This is a genomic window from Actinomadura rugatobispora (assembly GCF_042656285.1).
In the GTDB taxonomy this organism is placed as follows: Bacteria; Actinomycetota; Actinomycetes; order Streptosporangiales; family Streptosporangiaceae; genus Spirillospora; species Spirillospora rugatobispora.
On the sequence record NZ_JBHSON010000006.1, the window covers coordinates 38858 to 52816 of the forward strand.

Annotated in this window: 14 protein-coding genes; 10 read left to right on the forward strand and 4 right to left on the reverse strand. The window is 70.9% G+C overall.

The features are described 5' to 3' along the window. Positions 1-11: 11 nt before the first annotated feature. The 4 genes from ACFPZN_RS05765 to ACFPZN_RS05780 all read right to left on the reverse strand — a co-directional run bounded on the left by ACFPZN_RS05765 (position 12) and on the right by ACFPZN_RS05780 (position 3732). Positions 12-1412 carry a zinc ribbon domain-containing protein gene (locus tag ACFPZN_RS05765; protein ID WP_378280735.1) on the reverse strand — a complete coding sequence of 467 codons (1401 nt, stop codon included), beginning with the start codon at positions 1410-1412 and terminating at the stop codon, positions 12-14. Positions 1413-1539: 127 nt separating this feature from the next. Beyond that, positions 1540-2169, reverse strand: coding sequence for a TetR/AcrR family transcriptional regulator (locus ACFPZN_RS05770; RefSeq protein ID WP_378280736.1), 630 nt, complete (start codon positions 2167-2169; stop codon positions 1540-1542). Positions 2170-2231: 62 nt separating this feature from the next. Continuing rightward, the gene (locus ACFPZN_RS05775; protein ID WP_378280737.1) at positions 2232-3119 is read right to left on the reverse strand and encodes a cell envelope integrity TolA family protein; all 888 of its coding nucleotides are present in this window, start codon (positions 3117-3119) and stop codon (positions 2232-2234) included. 100 nt (positions 3120-3219) lie between these two features. After that, positions 3220-3732 (reverse strand): MarR family winged helix-turn-helix transcriptional regulator, encoded by a 513-nt coding sequence (locus ACFPZN_RS05780; RefSeq protein WP_378280738.1) that lies wholly within the window; start codon positions 3730-3732, stop codon positions 3220-3222. Positions 3733-4002: 270 nt separating this feature from the next. Between ACFPZN_RS05780 and ACFPZN_RS05785 the strand changes: the two genes are divergently transcribed. From ACFPZN_RS05785 to ACFPZN_RS05830, 10 genes are all read left to right on the forward strand, one after another. Then, entirely contained in the window at positions 4003-4806 is an 804-nt protein-coding gene (locus tag ACFPZN_RS05785; RefSeq protein ID WP_378280739.1) for an MlaE family ABC transporter permease, read from the forward strand. Further along, positions 4806-5660 carry an ABC transporter permease gene (locus ACFPZN_RS05790; RefSeq protein ID WP_378280740.1) on the forward strand — a complete coding sequence of 285 codons (855 nt, stop codon included), beginning with the start codon at positions 4806-4808 and terminating at the stop codon, positions 5658-5660. The genes ACFPZN_RS05785 and ACFPZN_RS05790 overlap by 1 nt, the downstream gene beginning before the upstream one ends. Continuing rightward, on the forward strand, positions 5657-6727 hold the full coding sequence (locus tag ACFPZN_RS05795) for an MCE family protein (protein ID WP_378280741.1): 1071 nt from the start codon (positions 5657-5659) through the stop codon (positions 6725-6727). Before ACFPZN_RS05790 ends, ACFPZN_RS05795 begins: the two co-directional genes overlap by 4 nt. After that, the gene (locus ACFPZN_RS05800; protein WP_378280742.1) at positions 6724-7791 is read left to right on the forward strand and encodes an MlaD family protein; all 1068 of its coding nucleotides are present in this window, start codon (positions 6724-6726) and stop codon (positions 7789-7791) included. The genes ACFPZN_RS05795 and ACFPZN_RS05800 overlap by 4 nt, the downstream gene beginning before the upstream one ends. Beyond that, positions 7791-8822 (forward strand): MlaD family protein, encoded by a 1032-nt coding sequence (locus ACFPZN_RS05805; RefSeq protein WP_378280743.1) that lies wholly within the window; start codon positions 7791-7793, stop codon positions 8820-8822. Before ACFPZN_RS05800 ends, ACFPZN_RS05805 begins: the two co-directional genes overlap by 1 nt. Beyond that, on the forward strand, positions 8822-9862 hold the full coding sequence (locus tag ACFPZN_RS05810) for an MCE family protein (protein ID WP_378280744.1): 1041 nt from the start codon (positions 8822-8824) through the stop codon (positions 9860-9862). The genes ACFPZN_RS05805 and ACFPZN_RS05810 overlap by 1 nt, the downstream gene beginning before the upstream one ends. Further along, positions 9862-11046, forward strand: a complete 1185-nt coding sequence (locus ACFPZN_RS05815) for an MlaD family protein (protein WP_378280745.1) — start codon at positions 9862-9864, stop codon at positions 11044-11046. Before ACFPZN_RS05810 ends, ACFPZN_RS05815 begins: the two co-directional genes overlap by 1 nt. After that, the gene (locus ACFPZN_RS05820) at positions 11043-12332 is read left to right on the forward strand and encodes an MCE family protein (RefSeq protein WP_378280746.1); all 1290 of its coding nucleotides are present in this window, start codon (positions 11043-11045) and stop codon (positions 12330-12332) included. The genes ACFPZN_RS05815 and ACFPZN_RS05820 overlap by 4 nt, the downstream gene beginning before the upstream one ends. A gap of 27 nt (positions 12333-12359) precedes the next feature. Continuing rightward, on the forward strand, positions 12360-13325 hold the full coding sequence (locus ACFPZN_RS05825; RefSeq protein ID WP_378280747.1) for a hypothetical protein: 966 nt from the start codon (positions 12360-12362) through the stop codon (positions 13323-13325). Between the two features lie 106 nt (positions 13326-13431). Then, entirely contained in the window at positions 13432-13947 is a 516-nt protein-coding gene (locus tag ACFPZN_RS05830) for a MarR family winged helix-turn-helix transcriptional regulator (protein WP_378280748.1), read from the forward strand. The last annotated feature ends 12 nt before the right edge of the window (positions 13948-13959 follow it).

The following is a 13959-nucleotide window of genomic DNA, read 5'->3' on the forward strand; positions in this document are numbered from 1 at the left end:
TGCTCTGCTTCCTATTCCTTGAGCATTGCTGCTCGGATCGGATATTTCGCTCTCCGCGCCGGGGCGCTGGAGTCCTGGACCGGCAGTCTGGTCCGGAGGCGATCACGTTCCTGGAGGAGTTCCCTGACCCGTTCGTACCGGGTGTGGAGGGTGATGGCGGGATCCCCGTCTCGTTCCAGGATGTTGACCGCAGCCGCATGGTCGGCGTGCCACACCTTCCCGCACTGGGGGCAGTGAAGCCGGTCCCCTTTGCGGTCACCAAGGACGGTGCAGCACGGGGCGACTTGTGAGGTGTAGGCCGCGTTGACCAGCGTCAGCGCAGAACCTCTGCGCTCCGCCACGCTCGACAGCGCCTCGGCCGTGACGCCCTTGGTCCAGGCGGCGAGGCGGCGATTGGTGTTCCTGCCCAGCTTCTTGCGGGACACGAAAGGCCGGGTGAGGTCTTCGGCCACCACGTGGTCGGCCTTGTCCACGACGGCGTGGACGGCGGTGAAGGTGACCGTGCGGACACGGGACTCGAACCGGCGGCGGCGCCTGTCCCGCTTGACCGTGCCGAGGTTGCCGGCCCAGATCCGGTCGGCCTTGGCGTGGTTTCCGGCCTTGCGGGCCTTGTCGGCGATGGCCCGGATCTGGGCCCGCCGGGCGTTGGTGACCTTGAGGTGGTCGGACTCGCCGCGCAGCAGGGCGCCCAGCTCGGCGCCGTGATGGGTGCCGTCGGAATCGGTGAGGGCTTCGGTGTAGCCCTTGTCCACCCCGACCTTGCCGGTCCCGCATGGGCGATCCTCGCGCAGGTCGGGGGCGTGGATGGCGTAATGCACCTCGACCAGGCCGCCGCGCAGGATCAGCCGCAGCGTGCCGGTGGGGGCGACCGAGGTGTTCAGCGGGATCGCGATCTTCTGACGGCGCTGCAGGCCGGGCACGTCGATCCACACGTTCCCGTCGGCCATGGTCCAGACGTTGTACTGGTCGGAGCGCACCACGATCTGGTTCGCGGTCCGGCTGACCCCGTGACGCACGTGCCGGCGCATCTGCCGGGCCAGGAATGCCTCGTCCTGCCAGCGGCCGTGCCTGAGGGCGGCGTATGCCTTCTTTCGGGTGGCTTCGTCCCGGTAGCGGCGGTGCACGGCCTTGCGGACCTTGACCTTCCCGGCCTCGCGGCAGGCGGCGATGTCGGCCATCGCGTCGCGGACGGTTTCCTTCCACGCGTTGGCCGGCACACCGAAACCGCTGGCGGTGCCGTCCCGCATCCACTCATCGCGGACCTCCCGGTCCTTGACCCCGTCACGCACCGGCGACCCGTACCGGGCCCACACCATCGCCCGCACACGACCCAGACGCCTGGCCTGCTCGACCAGGCGGGCGTATTTGGATGCGTTGAGGTTCCGGCTGTAGGCGATACGGGTGACCTTCATCGGCCACTGCCGGTCAGTTTCAGGGCGTCTCGGTCCATGGGTGTCGTCCGGGGTGTCAGGTGGGAGGTCAGAGACCTGCGGATCAACGGTCAGAGAGTAGCGGTAGCGGCGGCGGGCGGGGGCGGAATCAGCGGGCCAGGCGGATCAGGATGCGGCACACCTCGTCGATGATCTCATGCGCCCCGTCCGCGTCCGGGGCCAGTGCGATCTCCCGGCCCGCCTCGCCGATCACGGTGGTGAGCACCAGCGACAGCACCTCGGTCGCGCGCTCGCCGTCATGGCCGCGCAGCAGCCTGGTGTTCTGCCCGATCCACTGGCGCGCCCGGGTGCGGCGCATCAGCGAGAACCCGGACGGGCCCTCGCCGCCGTGGAACAGCCGCGCCGCCGTCCGGCGCTCCCAGCAGACCTCCAGGTACGCGCGCGCCCCCGCGATGAACAGCCCGATCGGCTCGCCCTCCCCTGCCTTGCGGGCGGCGGCGACCGCGCTGGCGGCCCGCGCCTCCTGCTCGTCGCTGAGTTCCTCCCACAGCGCCAGGTAGAGGCCCGCCTTGCCGCCGTAGTGGTGGTAGAGGCTGCCGACGCTGATCCCGGAGCGCTCGACGATCTCGGCGATGCCCGCGTCGCCGTACCCGCGGTCGGCGAAGACCTCCTGGGCCGCGCCCAGCAGCGCCTGCCGGGTCGCGTCCGCCCTCGCCCACTGGCGGCTGCCGCCCGCCTCTCCCACGCCGCCGGCCTGGCGGTCTCTGCTCGTTCGCACCCCAACATGGTGCCCGATCCCCGGCGGGGACGAGCCGACCGGCACGTCCCGTCGCGCCGGCCCTAGTACCAGTTGTGGGACTGCCAGAAGGCCCAGGCGCGGCACGGGTCCTTGTAGCGGGCCTTGATGTAGCTCAGCCCCCACGCGATCTGGGTCGGGGAACTGGTGCGCCAGTCCGACCCCGCGGTCGCCAGCTTGGACGCCGGCAGCGCCTGCGGAATGCCGTAGGCGCCACTGGAGGGGTTCTCGGCGCGCTCGTTCCAGTCGCTCTCGTGGTCCCACAGCGTCTCCAGGGACGGCCAGCAGCGGCCCCATCCCTTGAGCTCGTTCATCTTCTTGCCGTACGCCTTGTTCTGCTTGGCGGTGGGGTTGGACTTGGCGAGGCGCTCGCGCTCCTGCTCGGCCTTCAGCTTCGCCCGCGCCTGCGCGTCCCGCTCCGCCTTCTTCTTCAGCTCGGCGAGGTCGCGCTGGTGCTGCTCGTACGCCCGCTTCTTGGCGGCCGCGATCGCCCCGGCGGAGACGGCGTCCATGTCGGAGCCGCTCATCATCGCCAGCATGTCGTTGGCCGACAGACCCGCGGCGGCGCCGGGGGGCTCGCTCTTCTCCCCGGTCAGCTCCTCCAGGTCGATCAGCACCACACCGGCCATGATCACGCCGAGGGCGACCACGGTGATGGTGACGTTGCTGGTGAGGATCCGGCGCAGCCTGCGGGGACGGCGCTCGTCCCGCCGGGGCGGGGGCCCGGGGTCACGCGGCCGCCGGCCGCGGCGGGAATCCCCGTCGTCGCCGTACGGCTCGTACGGCTCGTCTAGGCCGTAGGGGTCGTCGTACGCCCCGTGGGTGTCTCGGGGGGACGGCGCGGGCCTGGGCGCGCGTCTGTCACGCCGACGTGAGCCGCCGCGCTTCTGCGACGCGGAGGACCTTCTGCGCGTGCCGTGACTCTGGGGCATGGAAGTAGAGTGCCTTATCACCGGTGAACTGTCGCCGTCCATCACGGTGTACGCGGGCGGGGTCACGCTCGGTTCAACAAACCCCCGGCGGCCCCGCCGCTCACAGGTCCATGTCGCCGGCCGCGTGGCGGGCGGGCTGCAGCGCCTCGAACACGTCCTGGTGGAACTCGGCGAACACCCCCATGGGCCCGTCGGGGGATTCCAGCGCCCGGTTGGTCTCGGCGGCGAGGTCCCGTCCCGCGTCGGTGATCTCCACCAGCGTGGCGCGGCGGTCGCGCGGGTGCGGGTGGCGGTGGACGAGACCGGCCGCCTCCAGCTGGTCGACGGTCAGCTTCACCGACGTGGGGTGCATCATCACCAGCCGGCTCAGCACGCTGAGCGGCGCGCGGCCGTCGCTCTTCAGCGCCAGCGTGGTCAGGAGGAAGTAGCCGGTCCTGGTGAGGCCGAGCCGTTTCAGCTCGGCGTCCAGGGCCTTCTTGAGGAGCTGGTCGAAGCGGCTGACCGCGCACAGGGTCATGAACGGCCACGGATTTCCGGGCAGCCCCCGGTCCTCCCAGCGGTCATGGACGCCGGCCACGAGCGGGTCTACGCAGTCACGCGCGGAAGTGGGCACGCACAAATCGTAACTTCGGACGAATCCCCATGTAAGTACTCGCTTCTTAGAGCTTTGTCCCATAGAGTGCTCCAGATCACAGGCGCTGCCGGGTGTTCGAGAGATCCGTGGCACCGCGTGTGGTCCCGGTCGCAGCCGGTACGCGGGTGCGCGACGTGAGACGCGCCACCGGAGCGGCGGCGGTGACCGGGGTATCGGATGAGCGCCGACGTCCGACTGTGAGGAGGCTGGAATGTCCCGTGCCCCCGCCCCAGGGGAGGGCTCCGGCTGATGGCCCTGAGCCTGACCAAGGCCCCGGACCTTGCCCTCCGGCGCATCGAGCGGACCCTCGACGAGACCGGTCTGCTGTGCGTCACCCTCCTCGAAGGACTGCGCCGCACCTGGGACCTGCGCCAGTGGTGGGGCGAGTTCATCGAGCAGTGCTGGTTCCTGGCCAGGGTGACCAGCGTCCCCGTCATGCTGATCGCCGTCCCGCTGGGCGCCACCATCTCGCTGCAGGTCGGCGACATCGCCCGCCAGCTCGGCGCGCAGTCCGGCACCGGCGCGCTGCTGGTCGCCGCGATGATCCAGCAGGTCGCCCCGCTGGCCGCGGCGCTGCTGGTCTCCGGCGTCGGCGGCTCGGCCATCACCTCCGACATGGGCGCCCGCAACATCCGCGACGAGCTCGCCGCGATGGAGGTCATGGGGATCAACCCCGTGCACCGCCTGGTGACCCCGCGGCTGTGGGCGGCCAGCACCGTCTCGATGCTGCTGTGCTCGGTGGTGATCCTCGCCGGAGTGGTCGGCGGCTACTACTTCAACGTCATCCAGCAGGGCGTCAGCCCGGGCGCCTTCTTCGACGGCGCCACCACCCTGCTGCAGCTGCCGGACCTGCTGATCACGCTGTTCAAGGCGTGGGTCTTCGGCTTCATCGCCGCCGCGGTCGCCTGCCACATGGGCATGAACTGCGACTACGGTCCGGTCGGCGTGGGCCGCGCGGTCAACCGCGCGGTGGTGGTCACCTCGATCGTGGTGTTCACGGCCAACTACGTGCTCACCATGATCTACCAGGTCCTCTTCCCCCCGAGGTTCTGATGGTCGCGATCTCCCCCGTACGCAGGCTCGGCCGCGCGGTCCAGGGCCGCACCGCGGACCTGTCCGCCTCGCTCAACCTGCCGGTCTTCCTCGGCCGCGTCCTCTACCACCTGCTGTTCGACATCGTCATCCGGCGCAAGTACGGGCGGACGCTGGCCAAGCAGGTCAGCGACATCACCGTCGGCGTCGGCGCGCTGGTGATCGGCGGCGGCATGATCTTCGTGATCTCCACCATGTCGCTGGCCACCGGCGCCATGGTCGGCCTCCAGGGCTACCCGGGGCTGGAACGGATCGGCGCGGAGGCCTTCACCGGCCTGGTCGCCAGCTACTCCAACGTCCGCGAGGTCACCCCGATCATCGCCGGGGTGGCGCTGGTGGCGCAGGTCGGCACCGGCTTCACCGCCGAGATCGGCGCGATGCGGATCTCCGAGGAGATCGACGCGCTGGAGGTCATGGGCATCAACTCGCTGGCCTACCTGGTGTGCACCCGGGTCGCGGCCGGCGTCATCGCGCTGGTGCCGCTCTACCTGGTGTCGCTGTTCATGGCGTTCTTCGCCACCCGGTTCATCACCATCGAGTACTTCGGGCTCTCGCCCGGCATCTACGACTACTACTTCCACCTCTACCTGCCGCCGATCGACGTGTTCTACAGCGTCGTCAAGGTGGCCGTGTTCGCCTTCATCGTGATGTTCATCCACTGCTACCGCGGCTACTACGCGGCGGGCGGGCCGGTGGGCGTGGGCGTCGCCGCGGGACGGGCGATCCGCGAGTCCACCATCCTCATGATCCTGATGAACCTGGTCCTGTCGTACATCTTCTGGGGCCACGGCAGCACGGTGAGGTTGACCGGATGAGCGACGAACCCCTGTCCCGGCGCTCCCGCGGCATGTTCGGCCTGGTGGGCGCGGGCGTCATCGCGGGCGCGGCCGTCCTGGTGGCGCTCGGCTCCACCCAGTCGCACGCCGGCTCGACCTACTACACCGCCTCGTTCGGCCGGGCCGGGCAGGGCCTGGACCCGGGCAAGTCGGACGTCAAGATCCGCGGCATCCAGGTCGGCACGGTCGACTCGGTGTCGCTGGAGCGCACCGGCCGGGTGGCGGTACGGCTGCGGGTGGACGAGGGCGTCCGGATCCCCCGCACCACGCAGGCCACGGTCGAACCGGTCTCGGTGTTCGGCCCCAAGGACCTCGCGCTCGACCTCGGCGCCGGGGAGCTGACCGGCCCGTACCTGGCCGACGGCGCCCGGATCGCCCAGACGAAGGACCCGCAGGACCTGTCCGAGACGGCCTGGCCCGCGTACCGGCTCACCCAGGCGATCAATCCCGACGAGGTCGGCGCGATCCTGCGCAGCCTCTCCGGCGGGCTGTCCGGGCAGGGCCAGGCGCTGCGCCGCACGGTGACCAACGGCTCCACGGTGATCGACGCGGCGCACGCCAACCGCGCCGTGATCCAGAGCCTGATCAACGATCTCACCGGCCTGTCGGGCACGCTCGGCGCGCGCGGCGGCACCATCAACGCCGCCGTGCGCGACCTCAACCGGCTCGCCCCGGTGATCGCCGACCGTCCCGACAAGGTGACGCGGCTGCTGGACGAGTCCGCCGCCCTGGCCGGCACGGTCGGCGACACCATGCGCGACCACGGCGCCGACCTCGGCTCGATCGTCGACGAGGGCGGCAAGGCGGTGTCCGTGCTGGCCGCGCAGCGGCGCAACATCCCGGTGCTGCTCGACAGCCTGAACGGGTTCTTCGCGCTGCTGTCGGACATCATCCGGATCCCGGGCCCGGAGGGCACGCTGATCGCCCAGGCCGTCGACACGCTCCCGCTCGACCTGTGCAAGACGTTCGTCGACGTGTGCCCGACCCCGCCGTCGCGGACCGCGTTCGGGTCGTCGGCGAGCCCGCGGATGGTGATGCAGCCGTGAGCCGCCGCACCGGACGCGGGCCCGACACCGCCACCACGCTCAAGTTCGTCGTGTTCGTGGTGCTGACGGGGCTGCTGACGTTCTTCATCGGGCAGCAGATCCTGGCCGCCAGCCCGTTCAGCGACCGCTACCGGCTCACCGCCACCTTCGACGACGTCACCGGGCTGCTGGAGGGCGACGTCGTCAAGGTGGCCGGGACGCCGGTCGGGCAGGTCAAGGCGATCGAGGTGCGCCGCGGCAAGGCCGTGGTCGGCATGGACGTCGACCGGGAGGTCCGCGTCCCCGAGGACTCCACCGCCTCCGTCCGCTGGCGCAACGTCATGGGCCAGCGGGTCATCTACCTGGAGCCGGGCCGCGGCGCGCGCAGGCTCGGCCACGGCGACCGGGTGCCGCACACGCGGTCGGTGGTCGACCTCGGCGCGATCGTCAACAGCCTCGGCCCGCTGACCCGCAACCTCGACCCGAACCAGCTCAACAAGATCCTGTTCGCGTTCACCCAGGCGCTGGACGGCAACGAGCAGAACATCGGCCTGCTCGTGCGGAACTTCGACGTGCTGCTGCAGACGTTCACCTCGCGGCGCGCCACCATCGAGAAGATGATCGACGACTACGAGACGGTCAGCGACGCGGTCGCCACCCGCGACAAGCAGATCGCCGCGAGCGTCGACAACCTCAAGGAGCTGACGCGGGTGTTCGCCGGCAACCACCGGCTGCTGGAGAACGCGGTCGTCGAGGTCGCCGGCGTCACCACCAACCTCAACCAGGTGCTGGGCGGCAACGACGCGCAGCTCGCCCGCATCATCGACAACCTCGGCAAGTTCAGCGAGACGTTCCGGCTGAACGTCGACCAGCTGGAGAAGATGGTGCAGAACCTCCCCCTCACGCTGCGGCAGCTGTTCGCCTCGGCCAACGGCGGGCATTACCTGCGCACCAACGCGCTGTGCCTCAACCTCGTCCAGGGGCCGTGCCCGTTCCCGATGGAGCTGCCGCGGTCGCCGCAGGCGCAGGGGCCGACGCAGGCCGAGCTGGACAAGCTCCGGTCGATGCTGCGGGGTGGTCGGTGATGGCGCTGAAGTCGCTGCGCGACGTCAACCACCGGATCGTCGCCGTCGTCACGCTGACCGTGCTCGGCGCCGCCTGCGTGTTCGCGTTCGCGACCGGGCAGCTGCGCCTGTTCGAGCGCGGGTACACGATGAGCGGGGTGTTCGCCGACACCGCGGGCCTCAAGAACGGCAACGACGTGCGGCTGGCCGGGGTGAAGGTCGGCCGGGTCACCTCCGTCGAGCCCGACTTCTCCTCCGGCACCATCGTGGTGACGTGGCACGTGAACGAGGGCATCGACCTCGGCCGCGACACCCGCGCCGAGATCCAGACGACGACGCTGCTCGGCGGCCGCTACCTGCGGCTGTCCGGCCCGGTCACCGGGACGTTCATGGCCGACCTGCCCGAGGAGCGGCGGCGCGTCCCGCTGCAGCGCACCTCGGTGCCGTTCACGGTGCCCGAGGCGCTGGACAGCGCGCAGAGCATCGTCGGCAAGCTCGACCAGCGCAGCATCGACACCCTCCTCACCCAGATCAACCGGATCGAGTCGCCGGGCGCGGCCAAGCTCCGCCGGATCCTGGTCAACCTGCGGCAGCTGTCGCAGACGCTGAACGACTCCTTCCCCGAGATCGAGAAGCTGATCGACAACGGCCGGACCATCACCGGCACGCTGGCGGCCAAGGACGAGGAGCTCCGGCAGATCATCAACGCCAGCCAGGTGCTGCTGCAGAGCCTGGTGCAGCGGCGCGACCAGCTGGCCGCCACCATCGGGCAGGGCAGCCGCACGGTCCGGACGCTGTCGAACGTGATCGACGGCAACCAGCGCGAACTGGACACGCTGCTGGACAACCTGCACCTGCTGACCACCCGGCTGGCGCCCAACATGGACGCCCTCAACACCGACTTCTCACTGCTCGGACCGACCTTCTCCCAGGTGGCCAACCTCAAGGGCAACGGGCCGTGGATCGAGGGCCTGCTCACCGGGCTCGGGCCGATCCAGCCGCCCGGACCGCACTCCACGAGGCGGCCCCCCGCGCAGCAGGGAGCGAACTGATGAGATCCCGGAGGTTCGCGGCGCTCGCGGCGGTGCTGTCCCTGGCGGCGGCGGCCGCGGCCGGCGGCTGCTCGGCGCTGACCGGCGAGTCCGGCGGCAAGCGCACGATGACCGTGGAGTTCACCAAGGCCCGCTCGTTCTACCCCGAGTCCAAGGTCAAGATCATGGGCGCGGACGTGGGGCTGGTGGACCGGGTCGAGACCGTCGGCGACCGGATCGAGGTCACCTTCCACGTGAAGGAGGACGTGCCGCTGCCGCGCGGCGTCCAGGCCTCGATCGTCCCGCTGAACCTGGTCGGCGAGCGCAACCTGGTGCTGCATCCGGCGTGGCGGCCGGGGCAGCCGAAGGAGACCGCGAACCGGATCCCGATCGAGCGCACGCACGTGCCGGTCGAGGTGGACGACGCGCTCAGCTCGTTCACCAACCTGGCCAACGCGCTCGACCCGACCAAGATGCGCACCGCGCTGGACCGCGCGGCCGGCTCGGTGAACGGCAACGGGCGCGAGTTCAACGCGACGCTGGAGCAGAGCGCCCGGCTGGTGGAGAACGTCGCGGGCCAGGACAAGGAGCTGGTCGAGGTCGCCCGCAACCTGCAGCGGCTGTCGGGCGTGGTGCGGGGCCGCGAGCAGGTGCTCGGCCGGCTGATCACCAACTTCGCCGAGGCGACCCGGGTGCTGAGCGCCGAGCGCGGCGAGCTGCAGGACCTCGTCCGGGGGGTCCTGGAGCTGTCGAAGAACGGCGACAAGCTGATCAAGAAGTACAAGGGCCAGCTGCCCTACGACCTGGCCGTGCTGACCCGCACGGCGCTGGTGCTGAAGGGCAACGCCAAGGAGATCGCGCAGCTGGTCAACGCGCTGCCGGGGATCAGCGAGGCCCTCATCGGCGGCTACAACCCCGAGAACAAGTCGCTGCAGATCCGGTTCGCGACGGACGCGTTCCTGCGGACCTGGCTCAAGGGCCTGCTGAACAGCGACGAGGTGGACTGCCCGCTTCCCCCGCCCAATTCCAACTGCCCCTGGATGCAGGGAGGTGGGAACTGATGCGCCTCCGCCGGAAACCCGACGCGCGGGACGCGGACCGGAAGAAGGACCGTCCGATGAGCGCGGCGGCGTTCGCCGCGCTGATCGCGACGCTGCTGGCCGCGATGACCGGCTGCTCCATCCGCACCGCGGGCGCCCCGCAGGGATCCCTCACCCTCAGGGCCACCTTCCAGGACGTGCAGGGGCTGGTGGCCGGGCACAGCGTGCAGATGTCCGACGTCAAGATCGGCACCGTGACCAAGGTGGAGCTGGACCCGCGCACCTACCGGTCCACCGCGACGCTGTCGATCGTGGACGGGCACCGCGTCCCGCAGGGCACCCGCGCCGAGATCAAGGTGACCTCGCTGCTGGGCGAGAACTACGTGGACCTGGTTCTGCCGCCGGGCGGCAGCATGGACCGCGGCCCGTTCCTGGCCAAGGGCGCGAGCATCACCGACACCAGCGTGCAGCCCGCGTTCGAGCAGGTGGTCGGGCAGGCGGGGCCGCTGCTGCAGGCGCTGGCGGGCAACGACCTGGCCACCATCGTCAACACCGGCGCGGCGGCGCTGGAGGGCAACGGGCAGCGGCTCAACGTCACCATCGCCAAGTCCGGCGACCTGCTGAAGCTGTTCACCGACCAGCGCAACCAGCTCGCGCAGGCGGTCGACCAGTTCGCCAAGCTGGGCAGTTCCCTCGCGCAGGGCGGGGCGGAGCTGAACCGGGCGCCGGTCGAGCTCGAACGCACCACCAAGCTGCTGAACGACAACAAGGACAGGATCCTGCGCACCGTCGAGCGGCTCACCCACATGGCCCGCGAGCTGAACGACAAGGTGCTGGAGGGCCGGGTGGCCCGGTTCCGCACCCTGCTGCGCGACCTGGACCCGGTGCTCGCCCAGCTCGGGAGCAACCGGGCCCGGCTGACGAACCTGGTCAACGGGCTGGTGACGTTCGAGAACAAGCTGCCGCGGGCCAGCTACGACGGCCAGCTGCTGCTCTACCCGATCCTGAGGATCGTGTGGCCGGACGGCACGCCGCTGCTGCCGGAGTCGGGCCAGGGCGGGAACGGCGCCGGGACGGCGAAGAACGGCCAGGGCGGCGGCACCGCGCCCAAGCAGCCCAAGCCGCCCGAGCCGCCCAAGCTGCCGGGCGACCTGCGCACCGCGCTGCCGGACCTGGACAAGCTGCTGAAGGGGGCGCGGCGATGAGCGGCCGAGTGACGATCAACCTGCTGGCCTTCGCCGTCCTCGCCGCGCTCATGGTGGTGTGGGCGTTCAACAACGTCATCCGGTTCGACTTCATCGACCGGCCGTACCACATCACGGTGGAGTTCCAGTCCTCGCCCGGCCTGCACCCCGGCTTCGAGGTCGACTACCTCGGCCTGCGCGTCGGCAAGATCGACTCGGTCCGGCTGGACCGGAACAAGGTCAGCGTCAAGCTGGACATCGAGAAGGGCTTCGAGATCCCGCGCGGCGTCACCGCCGCCGCGGCCCGCAAGTCGGCGGTCGGCGAGCCGGTCGTGGAGCTGACCCCGCCGCGCGGCGCCCGTCCCGGCGGCCCCCGGATGCGGCCGGGCGCGGTGATCCCGGTGTCGCAGACGACGGTGCCGCCCAAGTACGGCGACCTGTTCGGCGCGGTCATCCAGTCGATCCGGGCCATCGACCCCGAGGACGCCCGGGTCCTCACCCACGAGCTCTCGGAGGGCCTGTCCGGCCGCGAGGACTCGCTGCGCCAGATCATCAACGGCGGCGACCAGCTCACCGCCACCTTCGCGCAGAACAGCGAGCTGCTGGACGGCCTCACCAAGGACCTGGGCCGGATCACCCACGTGCTCAACCAGAACCGCGGGCAGCTCGGCGCCGGCATCGACAACCTGGCGGCGCTGACCGCCGCCCTGTCGCAGGTCCGCGGCGAGCTGCGGCAGCTGCGCGACACCGGCCCCGACCTGCTGGCCACGGTGAACGGGCTGCTGGAGAAGACCGGGCCCGACTTCGAGTGCACGCTGGAGTCGCTCGGAAACTGGGGCCTGACCCGCCACAACCCCGACCTCTACCGCGACCTGAGCGACACCCTGGCGTACGCGCCCGAGCTGCGGACCGTCCTGGAGAACGTGATCGGCCTGGACCAGGGCAAGCCGGTGCTGAACGTGGTCTTCCTGGTCACGCTGCAGACGCCGGCGGTCAGGGAGTACAAGTACCCGCTGGCGCAGCCCGCCGTGAACAAGCAGCCGGCCTGCCCCGACGGGCGCCGTCCCGCGGACGGGAAGCAGAAGCCGTACAAGGCCAAGAACCCCGGAGCGACCATCCCGACGCACGACCCGTCGATCCAGGGGGACACCCGGGCGCGGAAGGCGGCGAACCAGTCCGGGGCCTCTCCCGGCGGGCCGCCCGCTTGGCTAGTGTACGTTCCCCCGGTCCTGGCCCTGCTGGTGCTGATCCGGGTGATGGCGGGCTCGGTGCCCGTGATGTCCCGCCTGCGCCGGCGTAAGGACTGATCCCCCAACCACCGAGGAGTGCCTGAAGTGACTGGCAAGACCACCAAGGACGTCCCCGAGGGCGCCGAGGGCGTCGACGCCGTCGATACGGAGGACGACTCGGCCGCGGAGGTCGAGGAGCGGCCGGCGACCAGGCGGAGACGGCGGGTGCGGGTGATCGAGGTCCTCGACGACGAGGATCTGGACGAGGTCCTCGACGCGATCGACGCCGAGGAGCAAGAGGACGACCGGCCCGCCAGGCCGAAGCCCAAGGCGGCCGCCAAGCCGAAGCCCAAGGTCGTGGAGCCCGAGGCCGAGGAGGAGACGGCCGAGGACGAGGAGCGCTCCAAGCCCCAGCCGAAGCCCAAGGCCGCGCCGAAGCCCAAGCCGAAGGCCCCGGTGTCGCTGGACGAGGTCGCCCCCCGGACGTTCCTGGGCCTGCGCCGCAACCAGGCGATCGTGGTGGTGCTCCTGGTGGCGGTGCTGGCGAGCCTGGGCGTCTGGCAGTGGCGGGCGGCCAGTGGCCTGTCCGGCGAGCGGGACGACCGCGACGCGGTGTCGAAGGTCGCCTCCGCCTACGGCGACGTGGCCCTCAACTACAACGCGGGCAACTACCAGGCGCAGATGAAGAAGGCCGAGGGCCTCATGGGCGGCGACCTGCTGGAGAGCTTCAAGACCAACACGCTGCCCAACCTCGGCAACACCTTCAAGCAGAACCCGCAGCTGGTGCTGACGTCCAAGACCGACCAGGTGTTCGTGGGCACCGTCGACCAGCGGTTCGCCGCCGCGACGATCTCGGTGGACGTGACGGTCAAGACCTCCGAGGGCACCCACGAGTCGCCCGCCACCCTGATCCGGCTGGCCATGGCCAAGATCGACGGTGAGTGGAAGGTCACCAAGATGTACGCCTCGGGCGTCAACGACCAGACCCAGCAGAGCGGCGGGCTGCCGAACGTCCCGACCGGCCCGTCGCCCAGCTCCTCGCCCAAGAGCCAGGAGACGCCCAAGAACTAGCCCCGACGGCCTCGTTCGCGCCCCGCCCGGTGGAAGCCGGGCGGGGCGCGGTGCGTTCTGCCAAGAAGCGGGGGATCTGCCGAGAGGCGGGGGAGGAGAAGGACCCATGACGACGACGTACAAGGGGCCTGCCGGGGTGGAGCCGGATGTCGAGCCCGCCGCGGCCGTGCCGGGCGGCATCGTGCACGAGTTCGGCGCGCTGCTGGGCACCACCGCGCTGCTGGAGCGGATCGCGGCGCGCGAGCTGGAGCGCCGCTGCGGGATCCGGCACGCCATGTTCGAGGTGCTGCTGCGGCTGTCGCGGGCGGGGGCGGACCGGCCGACCATGGGCGCGCTGGCCGGGGAGCTGATCCTGACCAGCGGCGGCATGACCCGGCTGATCGACCGGATGGAGCGGGACGGCTACGTGCGGCGGCAGGCGGCGTCCGGCGACCGGCGCCGCCAGGTGGTGGGGCTCACCGAGAGCGGACGGCGCAAGCTGCGCGAGGCGCTGCGGGTGCACGCCGAGACCCTGGACCGGCATTTCGCCGGCCCGCTCACCGAGGAGTCGCGGGGGCAGCTGGTCGCGGCGCTGGCGACGCTGGGCGAGCACGCCCGCCGCGACCTGGGCAGCCTGGGCTGACCCTCTAGAGCC

Bases quoted from the DNA above. Each gene is read 5' to 3' on its own strand.
- ACFPZN_RS05765 (WP_378280735.1), bottom strand. From the start codon at position 1,412: ATGAAGGTCACCCGTATCGCCTACAGCCGGAACCTCAACGCATCCAAA.
- ACFPZN_RS05775 (WP_378280737.1), bottom strand. From the start codon at position 3,119: ATGCCCCAGAGTCACGGCACGCGCAGAAGGTCCTCCGCGTCGCAGAAG.
- ACFPZN_RS05785 (WP_378280739.1), top strand. From the start codon at position 4,003: ATGGCCCTGAGCCTGACCAAGGCCCCGGACCTTGCCCTCCGGCGCATC.
- ACFPZN_RS05790 (WP_378280740.1), top strand. From the start codon at position 4,806: ATGGTCGCGATCTCCCCCGTACGCAGGCTCGGCCGCGCGGTCCAGGGC.
- ACFPZN_RS05795 (WP_378280741.1), top strand. From the start codon at position 5,657: ATGAGCGACGAACCCCTGTCCCGGCGCTCCCGCGGCATGTTCGGCCTG.
- ACFPZN_RS05805 (WP_378280743.1), top strand. From the start codon at position 7,791: ATGGCGCTGAAGTCGCTGCGCGACGTCAACCACCGGATCGTCGCCGTC.
- ACFPZN_RS05810 (WP_378280744.1), top strand. From the start codon at position 8,822: ATGAGATCCCGGAGGTTCGCGGCGCTCGCGGCGGTGCTGTCCCTGGCG.
- ACFPZN_RS05815 (WP_378280745.1), top strand. From the start codon at position 9,862: ATGCGCCTCCGCCGGAAACCCGACGCGCGGGACGCGGACCGGAAGAAG.
- ACFPZN_RS05820 (WP_378280746.1), top strand. From the start codon at position 11,043: ATGAGCGGCCGAGTGACGATCAACCTGCTGGCCTTCGCCGTCCTCGCC.
- ACFPZN_RS05830 (WP_378280748.1), top strand. From the start codon at position 13,432: ATGACGACGACGTACAAGGGGCCTGCCGGGGTGGAGCCGGATGTCGAG.